The following is a 16529-nucleotide window of genomic DNA, read 5'->3' on the forward strand; positions in this document are numbered from 1 at the left end:
AACCCCTCCCTTTTAAAAAGGGAGGGGTTTTTATTTTTTCTGATTTTCTCTTGACACGAACGCTTGTTCGATATATAGTATGTATAGAACAAATATTCGATACGGAGGATTTGACTTATGAGTGGCTGGACCTTTCTTTTCATCCTGATCGGCGCCGCTTTCCTGACGGTGCAGCTGTTTCGCCTGATCGACCTCATTGAGCGGCCTGAGCGCCGCCGTGTACGCCGCCGCGCCGCCTGAGTCATGGATCTGCTGGAGAAGCTGACCATTCTCTCCGATGCGGCCAAATACGACGCCGCCTGCACCTCCAGCGGCAGCAGGCGCGGCTTCCGGCAGGGCTATATCGGCAATACCTCTTCCTCTGTAGCGGGATGCTGCCACAGCTTCTCCGCCGACGGTCGATGCGTTACGTTGCTGAAAGTGCTGATGACCAACTGCTGCGTCTATGACTGCAAGTACTGTGTCAACCGCCGCAGCAACGATGTCCGCCGCACCGCGTTTACGCCGGAGGAGCTGGCGGAGCTGACCATCGGCTTTTACCGCCGGAACTACATCGAGGGGCTTTTTCTCTCCTCCGGCGTACTCCGCTCTCCGGACTACACCACGGAGCTGATGGTCCGGTCATTGACCATCCTGCGCCAGCAGTACCGCTTCAACGGCTATGTCCACGCCAAGGCCATTCCCGGCACCTCACCGGAGCTGGTGAGCCAGCTGGGCCTGCTGGCGGACCGGCTCTCCGTCAACATCGAACTGCCCTCTGAGTCAGGGCTGAAGACTCTGGCTCCGGATAAGACAAAGCAGGCCATCTTCACCCCTATGCGCCAGATTCAGCAAAAGAACCTGGAAAACCGGGAGGAACTGGTCAAATACCGCCACGCGCCGAAGTTTGCTCCCGCCGGGCAGAGCACCCAGCTGATTGTAGGCGCCACCGCTGATTCAGACCTGCACATCCTCTCCCTGACCCAGGGGCTGTATGACAAGTATCAACTCAAACGTGTGTTCTACTCCGCTTATGTGCCTGTTGTGGAAAACGCTCTGCTGCCTTCCAAAGAGACCAAGCCGCCCCTGCTGCGGGAGCACAGACTCTATCAGGCCGACTGGCTGCTGCGGTTTTACGGCTTCCGGGCGGAGGAACTGTTGGACCAGGAGCATCCGGATTTCAACCCCCTGGTGGACCCAAAATGCAGCTGGGCCCTTGCCCATCTGGACTTTTTTCCGGTGGAGGTCAACTCGGCCGACTATGAAGCGCTGCTGCGCATCCCCGGCGTGGGCGTTCGCAGCGCCAAACGCATCCTGGTCTCCCGCCGGGCCGGACCGCTGCATCACGAGGATTTGAAGAAGTTGGGCGTGGTGATGAAGCGGGCCCAGTACTTCCTGACCGCATGCGGAAAGATGGCGGAGGGCCTCCGCTTCTCGCCGGACAGCCTGCTGCAGGGGCTGATCGCGGCGGAGCGGCCCTCCCTGCCTCTTCCCCAGGCGGAGCAGCTGTCCCTCTTTGACGCCGGATGAACTAAAACAAGGATGGATACAATGTCTGAACTGGTCTATCTGTATGACGGCAGTTTTGAAGGGTTTCTCTGCTGCGTCTTTGAAAGCTATACAAGAAGAGAAGTCCTCACCGCTATTTACAGCGATGAGGACTTCGCACCTGTGCTGTTTGCCACAAGGACGGTGGAGACCGACCGGGCCCACGCACTGCGGGTCTACCGCAGTCTGGTCAAGATTTCGCCCCAGGCTGGAAACCTGATCCGCAAGGGGTTTCTGACCTGCCTTCCGGACCGGGAATACCGCCTGTATCTGCTGATCCGAAAGCTCTATCGGGTGGGCGCGCCGCTGCTCCGCCGTTTTTCCGACGAGGTTTGTTACCCTGTCTTTACCGCTGTCCGCCATCTGGAGGGCGAGGCTCATCTCCTGCGGGGATTCGTCCGGTTCTCCGAATTCTCCGGCATCCTGGGTGCTGAAATCGAGCCGAAAAACCGGGTGCTTCCCATCCTGCGTGGCCACTTCTGCGGCCGCTATCAGAATGAGACCTTCTTCATCTACGACCGGACTCACCACGAGGTGCTGCTCTACGCCGACCGCAAATCGGAGATCCGTCCACTGGAGGATTTCGAGATGGCGCCGCCGGACGAGGAGGAGGCATCCTACCGCATCCTCTGGAAACGCTTCTATGACACCATCGCCATTAAGGAGCGCTACAATCCCAAATGCCGCATGACGCAGATGCCCAAGCGCTATTGGAACACCATGACGGAGTTTCAGCCCCCTTCTTATTTTAAGGCGAAAAATTCTCCCGCAGCCGTTGAAGGCCCCGCCGCTCCAGGCGGGATACCTGCACCTGGGAGACTCCAAGCACCCGGGCCGCCTGCTCCTGAGTAAAGCCTTTGAAAAAGCGGAGCAAAATGGTCATCCGCTCTTTTTCCGGCAGGCGGTCTATGGCCTCCCGGAGGGCAATTTTTTCCACCAGTCCCTCCTCCGGCGCCTCTCCGCCCAACACGCCCTCCAGCGTCAGCCCCTCAGCTATCTCCTGCTGCAGCGATTCCGGCGCCTCGGTGGCCAGGTCGATCTGGGCGATCTCCTCCAGGCGCATTCCGGTGGCCTCCGCCAGTTCTGAAAGGACCGGCTCCCGGCCCAACTCCCGCCGCAGCCGCTCCCGTTCCCTGTAAAGCATTTGTCCTTGTTCCCGTATACTGCGGCATACTTTTACCGCTCCGTCGTCCCGCAAAAAACGACGGATTTCACCGGCGATTTTCGGCACGGCGTACGTGGAAAAGCAAGTGCCGTACTGGAAGTCGAATCCGCGGACCGCCTTCAAAAACCCAAGGCAGCCCAATTGGTAGAGGTCGTCCGACTCCACGCCGCGGCCGTAATATCTCCGGACAATGCTCCAGATCAGCCCCGCGTTTTCCTTCAGCATCCGCTCACAGGCGTCCTGGTCCCCCTGTTGGGCGGCTTCCAGAAGCTCCTGAGCACTCATAGATGGGCCCGCACCGCGATCTTTCTGCGCATGACCACGGTGGTTCCCTTCCCCGGCTTGGAGCGAACCGTCAGATGATCCATGAAGCTTTCCATGATGGTGAACCCCATACCGCTGCGCTCTTCCCCGCCGGTGGTGAACATGGGCTGGCGGGCCTGCTCCACATCCGGGATGCCGCGTCCCCAGTCCCGCACCAGGATTTCAAGGATGTTGCCCTCAAATATCCTGGCCCGTACCAGCACCTTCCCAAGTGAATCCGGATAGGCGTGGATGGTGGCGTTGGTCACCGCCTCGCTCACCGCCGTTTTGATATCGCCCAATTCGTCCAACGTGGGGTCCATCTGCGTGGCAAAGCCCGCCACAGCCACACGGGCAAAGCCCTCGTTGCTGCTGCGGCTCAAAAACTCCATGGATATGTAGTTGATTGCTTTCATTGTCTTTCCTCCTGTCGAATGGTCACAATGCGGCTGATCCCTGCCGCGTCCAGCACCCGCATCGCCTGGGACGGCACGTTGCACAGCACCAGGTTCCCGCCGAACAGCTGCATTTTATGGTGTGCCCGCAAAATCAGCGCGATACCCGAGCTGTCCATAAATGTGATGCCGGAAAAATCCAAAACAAGCCGCAGGGGCAGCGCCGCGTCTATTGCCAGATCCAACTCCCGCATGGCCCCCTTGGCGCCGCTGTGGTCCAGTTCTCCCCTGCATTCCAGCAGGAGGTTCCGGTCAACTGTTGTTGCATTGATTTTCATGGAAACGCTCCTTTTTGGTAAATTATTCCCCGATTTCGATGATAGCATGTCCGCCTTCCGGTTTTTTGTCGAAACCTCTATCCATTGGATCGGGAAATCAAAAATTGCCGTATTTTTTGCCGCAAATATATCTGATCCGCAGACCCATGACCTTCAGGCATACACATTTGACTCACCGGGCGGAATGTGATAGAATGCCGCTGCAAAGATAAAAACACGGTCCGGTTGGTAGTCCGGGCGTCCCCTTCTGGGATCAGTAACCTGCCTCCTTGGTTGTCCCTTCTTTGTGTAAAGACAGTAAGGAGGAATTTGCCATGGAAGAAAACGGTTCAAGTCTCACGGTGTTTTTTGATCCCCCGTTTTGGGTGGGCGTCTTTGAGCGTTGGTCGCAGGGCAGATGGGAAGCCTGTAAAGTCGTCTTTGGCGCGGAGCCAAAAGAGGGCGAGCTCTACGGGTTTTTGCTCAGGCACTACGATCATCTCCGCTTCAGCCCGTCTGTGGAGGGCTTTTGCAGTGCCAATAAAGCCTCCAATCCCAAACGGGCCCAGCGGCAGGCGGAAAGGCTGCTCTCCTCTTCCGGCGTGGGCACCAAGGCCCAGCAGGCACTTCAGCTCTATCGGGAGCAGTGCAAAATAGAGCGCTCAGTCCGCGTGCGGGCCAGGCATCAGGCGGAAAAAGACCGTCGATTCGATCTGCGCCAGAAAAAGCGCCGGGAAAAACACAAGGGGCATTGACTTCATATGGCAAAGGACCGGTCCGCAGGAGGAGCACTCCCTCTGCGGACCGGTCCTTTTATGAGATACTTTCTGAGAGAATTAAAAAGAGAGGATGGCAATCCATCCTCTCTTCCACTGATCAATCAAGCTGTATTTGTCAGTTTTTCATCGCGGCCTCGGACTCCTCCAACTTGGCAATCAGCTCCCGGTATTTCACCGCTTTTTCCCGTTCGGCGTTGACCACGGCCTCCGGCGCGTTGGCGACAAACTTCTCGTTTTTCAGCTTGCCCTCCACCGACGCCAGCCCTTTTTGCGCCTTTTCCTTCTCTTTGCCAATCCGCTCCAGTTCCTTTTCAAAATCCACCAGTTCCCGCAGGGGGATATACACATTGGCCTTGTGGGTCACAATGGTCACCAAGCCGTTGAGATTCTCCGGAGCCTCGCCCACAATCTTTACCTCAGAGGCAAAGGCCAGCCGGGTGATGAAGTGGATGCCCTGCCTGTAGATGGCCGGCTCCTCTGTGGACAGGATCAGCTCCGCCTTTTTGGAGGGCGGCACGTTCATCTCCGCCCGGCGGGCGCGGACCGCCTTGATGGTGTCCATCACCGCCTCCATGGCGGCCTCCTCCGCCGGGAAGTCCAGCGCTTGCCGGTATTCAGGCCACTGGGAGGTCATCAGGAACGCGCCCTCCTCTCCCTCCAGACGGGGCAGCGCCTGCCAAATCTCCTCCGTGATAAAGGGCATGAAGGGATGCAGCAGCTTGAGCACCTGGGTGAGCACGTAGCACAGCACCTGCTCCGCCGTCTGCCTGCTCTGGGCATCCTCGCCGTTCATACGGGTTTTGGTCAGCTCAATATACCAGTCGCAGTAGGTGTCCCAGATGAAATCGTAGACCTTGGCGGAGGCCACGCCGATCTCGTAGCTGTCCAGGTTTTCGGTGACTTCCCTCACCAGGGTGTTCAGCTTGCTCAGGACCCACTTGTCCTCCAACTCCAGCCGCTCTGGCAGGCGGCATGTTTCAATGCTCAGGTTCATCATCACAAAGCGGGAGGCATTCCAAATCTTGTTGGCAAAGTTGCGCATGGCCTCACACTTTTCCGTGTAGAACCGGGTGTCGTTGCCCGGGGAATTTCCGGTAATCAGGTTAAAGCGCAGGGCGTCGGCGCCGTACTGCTCCGCCATTTCCAGCGGATCGATGCCATTGCCTAAGGACTTGGACATCTTGCGGCCCTTGTCGTCACGAACCAATCCGTGGATCAGCACAGTGTGGAAGGGAATCTCCTTCATCTGCTCACATCCGGAGAAGATCATCCGGGCCACCCAGAAAAAGATGATGTCGTACCCCGTCACCATGACGGAGGTGGGATAGAAGTACTTGAGGTCCTCCGTCTTCTCCGGCCAGCCCAGGGTGGAGAAGGGCCACAGGGCGGAGGAGAACCAGGTGTCCAGCACATCCGGGTCTCTTGTCAGATGGGTGCAGCCGCACTTTTCGCACTGCACCGGGTCTTCGCGGCTGACATTGATGTGGCCGCACTCGTCGCAGTACCAGGCGGGAATCTGGTGGCCCCACCAGAGCTGGCGGGAAATGCACCAGTCGTGGACATTTTCCATCCAGTTGGTGTAGGTCTTGGAGAAGCGCTCCGGGACAAACTTCACCTCGCCGCTGCGCACCACCCGCAGCGCCTCCTGGGCCAGGGGCTCCATCTTCACAAACCACTGGGCCGAAATCAGCGGCTCCACGTCGTTGTGGCAGCGGTAGCAGGTGCCCACGTTGTGGCTGTAAGGCTCGCTCTTCACCAGATAGCCCTGCTCCTCCAGGTCCTTTATGATCTGCCTGCGGCACTCGTAGCGGTCCATTCCGTTGTAGGGGCCGCCGTCTTCATTGATGAAGCCGTCGTCATTGATGACGCGGATGACCTCCAGGTTGTGGCGCAGCCCCACCTCAAAGTCGTTGGGGTCATGGGCCGGGGTCATCTTCACGGCGCCGGTGCCAAAGCCCAGTTCCACATAGTCGTCGGCCACAATGGGAATCTCCCGGTTCATAATGGGCAGGATGCAGGTCTTGCCCACAAGATCCTTGAACCGCTCATCCTCCGGGTTTACGGCCACGCCGGTATCGCCCATCATGGTTTCGGGTCGGGTGGTGGCCACCACCAAATCGCCGGAGCCGTCGCTCAGCGGATAGCGGATATACCAGAGGTGGCCCGGCTTGTCCACATACTCCACCTCCGCGTCGGAAAGGGCGGTGGTGCAGTGGGGACACCAGTTGATGATCCGGCTGCCCTTGTAGATATACCCCTTTTCATAGAGGTCGCAAAAGGTCTCCCGGACCGCCTTGGAGCAGCCCTCGTCCATGGTGAAACGGGAGCGGCTCCAGTCGCAGGAGACGCCAAGCTTCTGCTGCTGGCGCACAATGCGGCCGCCGTACTTCTCCTTCCACTGCCAGACGCGCTCTAAGAATTTTTCACGGCCCAGGTCATAGCGGGTCTTTCCCTCGCTCTTGCGCAGTTCCTCCTCCACCTTGATCTGTGTGGCGATGCCGGCGTGGTCGGTGCCCGGCAGCCACAGGGCGGAGTAGCCCTGCATCCGCTTAAAACGGGTCAGGATGTCCTGGAGGGTGGAATCAAGGGCATGACCCATGTGCAGCTGTCCGGTGACATTGGGCGGCGGCATCACAATGGAGAACGGCTTTTTCTTTGGGTCCGGCTCCGCCCGGAAGCATCCCCCGTCCATCCACATCTGGTAGATGCGGGACTCCACCTGCTGGGGCTCATACACTTTTGGCAGCTCTTTTTTCATACGTCTGATCTCCTATATCTGTAGTGATTAAAATCCAAAGTCCACTCTCCCGCAGGAGAGTTTTTTCTGTAGAAATACCCGCAGGGCCTCCGGGTCGGAGATATCCCGCTTAGGCAGCAGGATTCCATGCTTGTCGCTGAAGAAAAGGGCCACCAGCTCCCGGCTCTCGCCCCAGGTCTTGATGACCCGATAGGGCAGCTGAGAGGTCTCCAGCTCGTCCCGAATGGTGATCTCCTCCTCGCCAAAGAGAAAGGTGTTGGTCCGAACCTCCTTGGGCATCATCCGTTTGGAGCTCCAGGCGGTGAGGCGGAAATAAAAGATTCCCGCGAAAAGAAACAGTGTTCCTATGACCAGCTCCACCGCCACCAGTACGGAAAGTTTTCCCTCCGCATAGATCAAAAGACAGCCGCTGAGCAGACCCAGCAGGCCGAACAGGCAGTAGAATCCACGCATCAGCAGCGTCTTGCGCCGGCCTGTTGTTTTTGCGTAAATCCGCTGGAAGGCAATCAAATCACGAGGCGTATACTGTGTGACAACTTCCATCTCTATCCTCCTTTAAAAAAAGAACGCCCTGAGCCAAGTTTGGCTCAGGGCGGATCAATCATCCGTGGTACCACCTGAATTCGGGAAATTCCCGCACTTTTCCGGCTAATCTGCCGCTTCCCGATAACGGGGGAATCCGTTGGCGCCTACTCTTTCCTCTTCAGCCCAAAGCTCCGGGACGACTTCCCTGCCGCGTCACGGGGACTCGCACCGTCCGTCCCCTCTCTTTGCTTCCGCCCCGCAGGTACTGCTTCCCTTCATCGCAGTTTATATCGTGAATCAGTATAATATAGCGCCGGAATTTTGTCAAGTATGACGAATTGTATCTGGACTATTTTCAGCTCATTCGAAGAATCTCTTTTTTCAGCCGCTGGATGATCCGCTTTTCCAGTCGTGAGATGTAGGACTGGGATATTCCCAAGCGGCTTGCCACCTCTTTTTGGGTCTGCTCCTGGTGGCCCTCCAGCCCAAAGCGGAGCACAATGATCTCCTTTTCCCGCTGGGGCAGCGTGCTGATCGCGCTGTGGAGCAGCTTGCGGTCCACCACCTCTTCGATGGGGCGCATCACCGTGTCCTCCTCCGTGCCCAACACATCGGAGAGCAGCAGCTCGTTCCCGTCCCAGTCTGTGTTCAGCGGCTCGTCAAAGGAGATTTCCGACCGCCGTGACGCATTTTTGCGCAGATACATGAGAATTTCATTCTCAATGCACCGGGAGGCGTAGGTGGCCAGCTTGATGTTCTTCCCCGGCTGATAGGTGGACACCGCCTTGATGAGCCCGATGGTCCCAATGGAGATCAGGTCCTCAATGCCGATGCCGGTATTTTCAAACCGGCGGGCAATATAGACCACCAGGCGCAAATTGTGCTCAATCAGCGTCTGGCGCGCGTCCTCCTCGGCGATCCGCTCCAGCAGCTTTGCTTCCGCCTCCCGGGAAAGAGGCGGCGGCAGCGTATCGCTGCCCCCGATGTACATGATTTTCCCCGGTCGCAGCAGCCCCAACCGGGTCAGAAGATGGCTGAGCCCCTGCCTCCATTTTTCCAGCACGTTTTTTCGCTCCCTTCTTTACCTCTCCGCCCCAGAGGGCATGATACCCGCCGCCGTCGCTGACCTCCGAAGGAGACAGCGCCACCAGCAGGTCTGGATACCGCACTCCGTTTACGCTGACATAGTCGCATCGCACCGCCAGCAGCAGCCCGCTGCTGACCCCTACGCTGCGGTAGGGAATCAGCCGAAAACGCTTGTCGTTCAACTGTTCCATGGCCTGCACCGGCTCTGCCAGACTTTCCGGCGTCAACGCCGCTCTCCATTCAGGAGGCCACAAGTCCTTCAGCCGGTCCGCCCAGACAACCAGCACCTGCCGTCCGGAGATGGGATCACGCAGCGTATTCCCCGAGTCGCACAGAGCGGTCAGGGAAACCCGCCTTCCCGCCAGCTCCACGCTGACGCCCACCAGGTCCCCTCCGTGCTTTGCGCCGGAGCGGAAGATCACCGACAGCACGGCGTAAGCGGCCGCAGAGGCAATGAGCAGAATCTTCCCGTCCACCTGGGTGTAAAACACCCCGCTGACCATGGGCGTGCGCCCGGCTATCAGCCCCAGCGCCAGCACACAACCGGCAAAGGCACAGGAGGCGCCGAAAAAAAGCAGCGTCAGCCGCAGCAGCAGACGCTCTCCGCCGTAAGCGATCAAGGCTACCAGCACTCCGGCCGCCGCCTTGACAGGAAGCGCCGTCAAAAAGGCACATCCGGGCAAAAACACCGCCACCGCGTATGCCCCTCCCGCCGCCGCGGCCAGGAGAAAGCGCCCCCTGCGCAGCCGGATGCCGGCCAGATGGGCCGCGCACAGCAGCATCAGATAGTCTGTCAGCATGTTGAATAAAAACACGCTGTCTATGTACACGACCGTCATGGCAAACCTCCCCGCACAGGATGGTCCCATTATAGAACGAGCTGTGCGTAAAAGAGGTCGCAAAAAAGGAGAGCGTCCCTCAGGACGCTCTCCTTTTTTATATGATGTAGGGCACAATCATGGAGGCAATCAGAGAAAGCGCCATGATCACAGCCATAATCAGCGCAAAGACTCTTGCTTTTTTGTTCATTTTTCACCCTCCTCCGTCAGGATTTTCCGGATGCTCTTTTCCACCTTGCTGCGGGGCAGCATCAGCTCATGCCCGCAGCCAAGACAGCGCAGCTTGATATCCATCCCCACCCGGAGCACCTCCCAGGTTTTGCTGCCGCAGGGATGTTCCTTTTTCAGTTCCACCTTATCGTGCAGGTGCAGTTCCAAAATACCGCCTCTTTCTTGATCAATCCCTCCCGCCGCAGTGCATATATTGGATAAATACAGCCGCGCTGGGCGGCGGATGGGATGGTTGATTATGCCAGAAAACAGATTGTTTTTACCAGAGGGCTTCCGCTCAAGCGGACCCTATTCGTTGGATGATTTAAAAGCGGCACAGGAGTCCGGTGCCATTTTGGAGGGCGTCGTCCTGCGCTGTGACACTCAGCATAACCTGCATGTCTCCCTGGGCGGATACACAGGCATCATTTCCCGGGACCAGGCCGTACTGCCCTCCATCAACGGCTCCGACCGGGAGATCGCCGTGCTGTCCCGGGTGGGAAAACCGGTCTGCTTCACGGTTTCCTCCATCCGCTCCGATGAAAAGGGCGCCCCGGTGGTTCGTCTTTCACGCCGGCAGGCCCAGGAGCGGGCAATGGCGTATCTGCTTGAGGCTCTGAAGCCCGGCATGGTGATCGATGCCGCGATCACACACATGGAGAACTTCGGCGCTTTCGTGGATATTGGCTGCGGGATCGTCTCGCTGCTGCCCATTGAGAACATCTCCATCTCCCGCATCACCCACCCCGCTGAGCGCTTCCGTTCAGGGCAGCGGATCCGGGCGGTGATCTCCTCCGTGGATCGGGAGAACAAACGCTTTCAGCTGACCCACAAGGAGCTTCTTGGCACCTGGATGGAAAACGCCAGCCGCTACCATTCCGGCGAAACCGTCCGGGGCATTGTCCGAGGCGTCAAAAGCTACGGCATCTTTGTGGAGCTCCAGCCCAACCTCTCCGGTCTTGCGGACCTGAAAGAGGGCTTTTCTCCGGGCGAGTGCGTGTCCGTGTTCATCAAAAGCCTGCAGCCGGAGCGGATGAAGATCAAGCTCCAGATCATCGAAAAACTTCCGCCCTTCCTGCCCCAGCTCTCCTATCAGATCACTGACGGCCAGATTGCCCTGTGGCGCTATTCACCACCGGGCTTTCAGCGGGACCTCATTGAGACGGACTTCACCGCTTCCCTTTGATCTCCTCCCAATAGCGCCGGGCGGCCTGCTCCGTCTTGTTGTCTGCGTACTCATAGTACCGGGCGCCGCGGATAGCGTCAGGCAGATACTGCTGCTCCACCCAGTGGCTGGGATAGTTGTGGGGGTATTTGTAGTTTTGCCGGTTGTCAAATCCGGTGGTGTCCGCGTGGACATTTTGCAGCTGGCGGGGAATCTCACCGGTCTTGCCGTGGGCCACATCCTCCATGGCGGCGATGATGGCGTTGTGGGCGGAGTTGGATTTGGGCGCCGTGGCCAGAAGCACCGCAGCCTCCGCCAGAGGAAGCCTCGCCTCCGGAAGCCCCAACTGCACCGCCGCATCCACGCAGGCCTTTGTGATGACGATGGCCTGGGGATAGGCAAGGCCGATGTCCTCCGCCGCGATGACCAAAAGCCTCCGGCAGGGCGAGAGCAGATCTCCCGCCTCAAGGAGCCTGGCCAGATAGTGGACCGCCGCGTCCGGGTCCGATCCGCGGATGGACTTTTGCAGCGCGGAGAGGATGTCATAGTGAGCGTCCCCATCCTTATCATAGCGCATAGCGCTGCGCTGCGCGACCTGCAAAGCATCTTCACTTGTCAGTTTCAGCTTTCCCTTCTCCGGGGTCGCAGACTGGCACAGCAGCTCCACCGCGTTGATGGCTTTGCGCACATCGCCTCCGCAGGCGGTGGCGATCTGAATGGGAACCGCTTCTTCCCAGCTGATCTCCAAGCCCAATCGCCGCCCTTCGATCTCCAGCCCTCTCAGGACGGCCCGCTCCACCTCCGCCGGCGGAACCTGCTTGAATTCAAACACGGTGCTGCGGGACAAAAGCGCGCTATACACATAAAAATAGGGGTTTTCCGTGGTGGAGGCGATCAGGGTAATCTTCCCGTTCTCCATAAATTCCAGCAGACTCTGCTGCTGCTTTTTGTTAAAGTACTGAATCTCATCCAGATAGAGCAGCACTCCGCCGGGGGCCATCAGCGTACCCACATCGGCGATGATCTCCTTGATGTCCTGCAAAGACGCGGTAGTGGCGTTGAGCCGGTACAGCGTACGGTTGGTCCGCTGGGCGATCAGGTTTGCCACCGTGGTTTTTCCCGTGCCGGATGGGCCGTAGAACACCATGTTGGCATTGGTCCCGCTCTCAATGATCCGGCGCAGCACGGCTCCGGGAGCGAGAAGATGGGCTTGCCCCACCACTTCATCCAGTGTCTGGGGGCGGATTTCATCCGCAAGGGGCCGTTCCATGGCCTTCCCTCCTCTGCGATTCCATATCCGTTTTATTGTAGCACAATCCTCCCGATTTTGCATCCCCTTTTTCACTCGCCAACTGTCGGATTCTGTGGTAGAATGGCCGTAAAGCAGCCGCCGCATCACGCGGGCGGACAAATTATTCAAATGAGAGGCGCGCCGGCGGAAGGGGAGATTGCTGCTCCAATGACGAGCGCATCCGGTCCCGCCGGCATCCTGAGGAGATTGATTTATGATACGCTGCGTCCCGGACTACTACGATGACTTCCGCTGTCTGGCGGAAAGATGCCCCCACAGCTGCTGCATCGGCTGGGAGGTGATGATAGACAACGACACCGCCGCTTTCTACCAGAGCGTGCCGGGCGAGCTGGGCCGGCGGCTGCGCCAGGCGCTGCAGCGGGATGAGGATAATGCATACTGCTTTCCCCTCCGGGGCGGGCGCTGCCCGTTTTTGGAGCGCGGCGGCCTCTGTGAAATTTACCGCCGATTGGGTGAATCGCACACAAGCTTCATCTGCCGAACCCATCCCCGGTTCTTTGACGATTACGGCTCCCGCCGTGAGGAAAGTCTCTGCGCCTCCTGCCCCGAGGTGACTCGGCTGGTTCTCTCCCGGGATGCCCTGTTTGCAGAGTCGGAGTGGGCGGGCCCCTCCGGCCCGGCCCCTTCCCTGCTGAACCCTCTTCTGCGCTGCCGTGGCACGGCCTTTGCGATTCTCCGCCGGGAAGGCCCTCCGCTCCGGGAAAAGTTAGGGGAGCTGCTCCTCTTTGCCAATGAGGTCCAGTCGCGCATCGACGAGGGTGAAGAAGCCTCTCTCCCGCAATTCGCTGAGGAATGGACGGCCCCGGGCCTCCCTGTCCCTGATGAAGCACAACGCGCCGAAGTCTGGCGCCGTGTGTTGGAACTGCTGCGGAAGCTGGACTGTTTGGGCGATGACTGGCGCAGCCTACTCCAAACGTGGCCCAACAGCTGGGTCAGGGGCCTCCCCGTCTATCACGCCCCGGAACCGCTGGGCCAGCGGACCGCCGTCTACTTTCTATTCCGGTACTGGCTGCACAGCGTCTGGGACGGCGACGTCCTCTCCAGGGCGGAACTCTGCGTGCTGGCCACCGCCGTGGCCGGTTCCCTCAACGCCCCCTATCCCGACTGCCTGCGGATGTTCTGCCGGGAGGTGGAACACTGCGCCGAAAACCTGGATTCACTGCAGGACGCCTTTTGCCATCGCTTCAGTTTGATGGACCTGCTGAGCCTGATATAATGTATAAAAAGAGCTGAAGGTTCACTCAGCTCTTTTTCTTTTTACGTAAGGCAAGGTCTATATCCCGCCTCCGGGCCGTGTCCTGAAACAGGAATGCCGCGTGAGCCGCTTTCTCCTTCAAGGACGTCCCCTCCGGCCAGGCGTGTCCCTGAAGTTTCTCCGCAACCGCCCGCACATCCTCCAACTCCAGCAGGTTGACTGCGGTGCAAAACAGCGTCTTCCGCCTGCCGTCGTTGTAGTGCGTCAAAAGTTCCTGCAAAACCGCCGTTTTTTCCCTCTGCCGGGCGCAATATGCCTCCATACCCGCCTCCGACGCCCGCTCTATGTCCCGTCTGCGGTTTTTATGGGTGATGAACGAGTCGAACTGATCGATGTCCTCATACCTTTCGCAGGGAAACGCGCCGCACTCATAGCAGTATTCCAGGCCTCCGTGGGCCAGGCTGCACCTTGCAATGGCGCAGGACTGGTTCCCCTCCCCGCCGCCGCAGCCGGGACAGTAGCCTCCCAGCCGCATGGGACAGAGTCCGCAGTTGAGTCCGCACAAAGAAAAGAGCAGGTTGTCTCTCCAGAATCCTTTCATGGCGCCTCTCCCCTTTCAAGAAATCTCAGCGCGTCCCGCTGAAGACCGATCGGCCAGGGCAAAACCCACAGGGTCTGCCGCTAATATCATACCAGACAGTGGCGCGGACCGCAACGCGGAAAGCCGCGCCCGCCGTCATAGCCCTCACATCAAATCAAGCAAGCGCATGTTCCGTTAAAATTCATAAAGTCTTTTCCATTACAATTGACTGTCTTTTCCAAGTTTGCTATACTGAATTATTCAGTCCGGATGGTCCGCATCCGTGCAGAGGGAGCGTGTAGTTATGAGCCAAATCAGTGAGGCAAAGAGAATCGTCATTAAAATCGGTACCAGCACCCTGGCCTATGCCACGGGACGGATCAATATCCGCCGCTTTGAGCTGTTGTGTAAGGTGCTCTCCGACCTGAAAAACTCCGGTCGGGAGATCGTTCTGGTCTCTTCCGGCGCCGTGGGCGTCGGCGTGGCCAAGTTGGGCCTCCCGGAGCGGCCGCGGGACATACCGGGAAAACAGGCCGCTGCCGCTGTGGGACAGTGCGAGCTGATGTATCTTTACGACAAGCTGTTCCTTGAGAAAAACCACAAGGTGGCCCAAGTCCTTCTGACCCGGGACGGGTTCGAGCAGCCACAGCGCCGTCAGAACATGAAAAACACCTTTGACCGCCTGCTCAGCCTGGGCGCCATTCCCATTGTCAATGAAAATGACACGGTGGCCACAGAGGAACTGGAATTTGGCGACAACGACACCCTCTCCTCCATGGTGGCCGCCCTGACCGAAGCCGACGCCCTGATCATTCTCTCGGATATCGACGGGCTTTATGACTCTGATCCCCACAAAAATCCCGCCGCCAAGTTGATCCCCGTGGTGGATCGAATCGATTCCCACATAGAGGGAATCGCCGGGGGCTCTGTCTCCGGACTTGGCACCGGCGGCATGAGCACCAAAATTCAGGCCGCAAAAATCGCCGGGAAAGCCGGTGTCACTATGGCCATCATCAACGGCTCGGACCCCAACCTTCTGTATGATCTATTGGATGGAAAATCCGTGGGCACTGTGTTTATAACCGGAAAGTGAGGGAATGCGAATGGATCATCTGCATGAACTGGCAGGCCGTGTAAAAGCGGCTGCAAAAGAACTGGCCCTCTACAGCGCGGAAACGAAAAACCGGGGCCTTTCCGCCATTGCCGACGCGCTGGAATCCCGCAGAGAGGAAATTCTTGCCGCCAACGTCCGGGATGTGGCGGAGGCAGAGCAAAACGGCGTCCGCCCCACCATGGTGGACCGGCTGACGCTGACGGACGAACGCATCGAATCCATGGCAAAGGGCGTTCGGGACGTGATGGCGCTGCCGGACCCTGTGGGCGAGGTGATGGAAACAGTACACCGTCCCAACGGCCTGAATATCCAAAAGGTTCGGGTTCCCTTGGGCGTAATCGGCATCATCTATGAGGCCCGGCCCAATGTCACCGTGGATTCCGCCGCGCTCTGCCTCAAATCCGGCAACGCCGCGTTTCTCCGGGGCGGCAAGGAGGCCTTCCGCTCCAATATGACGCTGATGTCCATTCTGCGTGACGCCCTGACCCAGGCGGGTCTGAACCCGGACTGCATGCTGCTGTTAGACGACACCTCCCACGAGGTGGCCCGGGAGATGATGCGGCTGCGGGGCTACATCGACGTCTTAATCCCCAGAGGCGGCGCGGGACTGATCCGCAGCGTGCTGGACAACGCCTCGTTGCCGGTCATCGAAACCGGCACGGGAAACTGCCACCTCTATGTGGACCAAAGCGCCGACCTTGCCATGGCGGTGGAGCTGCTGTTCAACGGCAAGTGCTCCCGGCCGTCGGTCTGCAACGCCCTTGAGACCGTCCTTGTGCACAGAGATGTGGCTCAGGCCTTCCTGCCTGCCGCAAAGGCCAGGCTGGACGAGGCCAGTGTGGAGTGGCGGGGCTGCCCGCGCGCCTGCGCCATACTGCCCGGCATCCAGCCCGCCACAGAGCAGGATTACGCCGACGAATTCAATGACTACATCCTGGCGGCCCGGGTGGTGGAGAGCCTGGACCAGGCGCTATATCACATTGCCAGATACTCCACCCACCACAGCGAATGCATCGTCACAGAGGATCCCGAGTCCGCCGGGCGCTTCAGCGCCGAAGTGGACGCGGCGGCTGTCTACGTCAACGCATCCACCCGCTTCACCGACGGCAGCGAGTTCGGCCTGGGTGCGGAAATCGGTATCTCCACCCAAAAGATGCATGCCCGGGGGCCCATGGGGCTGCGGGAGCTGACCTCCTATAAATATTTGATTCACGGAACCGGTCAGATTCGATAAATATCCTTTGACATGCTGCAAAATT

General features: G+C 58.8%; 18 protein-coding genes, 1 pseudogene and 1 other annotated feature. Of the genes and pseudogenes, 9 read left to right on the top strand and 10 right to left on the bottom strand.

The genetic code is table 11. The features are described from left to right. The first annotated feature begins 117 nt into the window (after window positions 1-117). Genes KQI82_RS15780 through KQI82_RS10515 form a run of 3 tightly spaced genes read left to right on the top strand, consistent with a single transcriptional unit; the run spans window position 118 to window position 2379 of the window. Window positions 118-240, top strand: a complete 123-nt coding sequence (locus KQI82_RS15780) for a hypothetical protein (RefSeq protein ID WP_277602916.1) — start codon at window positions 118-120, stop codon at window positions 238-240. A gap of 3 nt (window positions 241-243) precedes the next feature. After that, window positions 244-1509: a putative DNA modification/repair radical SAM protein gene (locus KQI82_RS10510; protein WP_216632710.1), complete on the top strand. Its 1266-nt coding sequence runs from the start codon at window positions 244-246 to the stop codon at window positions 1507-1509. 21 nt (window positions 1510-1530) lie between these two features. Then, entirely contained in the window at window positions 1531-2379 is an 849-nt protein-coding gene (locus KQI82_RS10515) for a TIGR03915 family putative DNA repair protein (protein ID WP_216632711.1), read from the top strand. On the opposite strand, the gene KQI82_RS10520 is transcribed toward KQI82_RS10515, so the two are convergent. Genes KQI82_RS10520 through KQI82_RS10530 form a run of 3 tightly spaced genes read right to left on the bottom strand, consistent with a single transcriptional unit; the run spans window position 2276 to window position 3728 of the window. Further along, window positions 2276-2977, bottom strand: coding sequence for a sigma-70 family RNA polymerase sigma factor (locus KQI82_RS10520; RefSeq protein WP_216632712.1), 702 nt, complete (start codon window positions 2975-2977; stop codon window positions 2276-2278). The genes KQI82_RS10515 and KQI82_RS10520 overlap by 104 nt on opposite strands. Continuing rightward, a complete protein-coding gene (gene spoIIAB / locus KQI82_RS10525; RefSeq protein WP_216632713.1) occupies window positions 2974-3411 on the bottom strand; it encodes an anti-sigma F factor in 438 nt (145 codons plus the stop codon). Before spoIIAB ends, KQI82_RS10520 begins: the two co-directional genes overlap by 4 nt. Continuing rightward, the gene (locus tag KQI82_RS10530; protein WP_216632714.1) at window positions 3408-3728 is read right to left on the bottom strand and encodes an STAS domain-containing protein; all 321 of its coding nucleotides are present in this window, start codon (window positions 3726-3728) and stop codon (window positions 3408-3410) included. The genes spoIIAB and KQI82_RS10530 overlap by 4 nt, the downstream gene beginning before the upstream one ends. Between KQI82_RS10530 and KQI82_RS10535 the strand changes: the two genes are divergently transcribed. Continuing rightward, complete coding sequence (locus KQI82_RS10535; RefSeq protein WP_216632715.1) at window positions 3727-3918, top strand: hypothetical protein; 192 nt, start codon at window positions 3727-3729, stop codon at window positions 3916-3918. The two genes, KQI82_RS10530 and KQI82_RS10535, sit on opposite strands and share 2 nt — an antisense overlap. Window positions 3919-4042: 124 nt before the next feature. Next, the gene (locus KQI82_RS10540; protein WP_216632716.1) at window positions 4043-4462 is read left to right on the top strand and encodes a YjdF family protein; all 420 of its coding nucleotides are present in this window, start codon (window positions 4043-4045) and stop codon (window positions 4460-4462) included. Between the two features lie 139 nt (window positions 4463-4601). On the opposite strand, the gene KQI82_RS10545 is transcribed toward KQI82_RS10540, so the two are convergent. The 5 genes and pseudogenes from KQI82_RS10545 to KQI82_RS10565 form a co-directional block, all read right to left on the bottom strand. Further along, window positions 4602-7244, bottom strand: a complete 2643-nt coding sequence (locus tag KQI82_RS10545; RefSeq protein ID WP_216632717.1) for a valine--tRNA ligase — start codon at window positions 7242-7244, stop codon at window positions 4602-4604. A gap of 27 nt (window positions 7245-7271) precedes the next feature. Beyond that, window positions 7272-7787: a YcxB family protein gene (locus tag KQI82_RS10550; RefSeq protein ID WP_216632718.1), complete on the bottom strand. Its 516-nt coding sequence runs from the start codon at window positions 7785-7787 to the stop codon at window positions 7272-7274. A gap of 42 nt (window positions 7788-7829) precedes the next feature. Further along, window positions 7830-8057 (bottom strand) — a binding site (T-box leader). Window positions 8058-8124: 67 nt separating this feature from the next. Beyond that, the gene (sigE, locus tag KQI82_RS10555; RefSeq protein WP_241426837.1) at window positions 8125-8796 is read right to left on the bottom strand and encodes an RNA polymerase sporulation sigma factor SigE; all 672 of its coding nucleotides are present in this window, start codon (window positions 8794-8796) and stop codon (window positions 8125-8127) included. An 82-nt stretch (window positions 8797-8878) separates the two neighbouring features. Next, a pseudogene (locus KQI82_RS10560) lies at window positions 8879-9724 on the bottom strand (sigma-E processing peptidase SpoIIGA); the annotation flags it as partial. Between the two features lie 156 nt (window positions 9725-9880). Beyond that, entirely contained in the window at window positions 9881-10072 is a 192-nt protein-coding gene (locus tag KQI82_RS10565) for a DUF951 domain-containing protein (protein ID WP_216632719.1), read from the bottom strand. 148 nt (window positions 10073-10220) lie between these two features. Here KQI82_RS10565 and KQI82_RS10570 point away from each other — a divergent pair, with 148 nt between their 5' ends. Then, complete coding sequence (locus KQI82_RS10570; protein WP_241426694.1) at window positions 10221-11090, top strand: S1 RNA-binding domain-containing protein; 870 nt, start codon at window positions 10221-10223, stop codon at window positions 11088-11090. Here the strand turns inward: KQI82_RS10570 and KQI82_RS10575 are convergent. After that, window positions 11074-12339 (bottom strand): replication-associated recombination protein A, encoded by a 1266-nt coding sequence (locus tag KQI82_RS10575; protein ID WP_216632721.1) that lies wholly within the window; start codon window positions 12337-12339, stop codon window positions 11074-11076. The two genes, KQI82_RS10570 and KQI82_RS10575, sit on opposite strands and share 17 nt — an antisense overlap. A gap of 235 nt (window positions 12340-12574) precedes the next feature. On the opposite strand from KQI82_RS10575, the gene fliB reads away from it, so the two are divergent. Next, window positions 12575-13597 (top strand): flagellin lysine-N-methylase, encoded by a 1023-nt coding sequence (gene fliB, locus KQI82_RS10580; RefSeq protein WP_216632722.1) that lies wholly within the window; start codon window positions 12575-12577, stop codon window positions 13595-13597. Window positions 13598-13622: 25 nt separating this feature from the next. Here the strand turns inward: fliB and KQI82_RS10585 are convergent, their stop codons facing one another. Then, window positions 13623-14177, bottom strand: coding sequence for a DUF3795 domain-containing protein (locus KQI82_RS10585; RefSeq protein WP_216632723.1), 555 nt, complete (start codon window positions 14175-14177; stop codon window positions 13623-13625). 283 nt (window positions 14178-14460) lie between these two features. Here KQI82_RS10585 and proB point away from each other — a divergent pair, with 283 nt between their 5' ends. Next, window positions 14461-15249, top strand: coding sequence for a glutamate 5-kinase (proB, locus tag KQI82_RS10590; protein ID WP_216632724.1), 789 nt, complete (start codon window positions 14461-14463; stop codon window positions 15247-15249). A gap of 10 nt (window positions 15250-15259) precedes the next feature. Beyond that, window positions 15260-16504, top strand: a complete 1245-nt coding sequence (locus tag KQI82_RS10595) for a glutamate-5-semialdehyde dehydrogenase (RefSeq protein WP_216632725.1) — start codon at window positions 15260-15262, stop codon at window positions 16502-16504. Window positions 16505-16529: the final 25 nt, after the last annotated feature.

The sequence above is a fragment of the Dysosmobacter acutus genome (assembly GCF_018919205.1).
Lineage (GTDB): Bacteria > Bacillota > Clostridia > Oscillospirales > Oscillospiraceae > Oscillibacter > Oscillibacter acutus.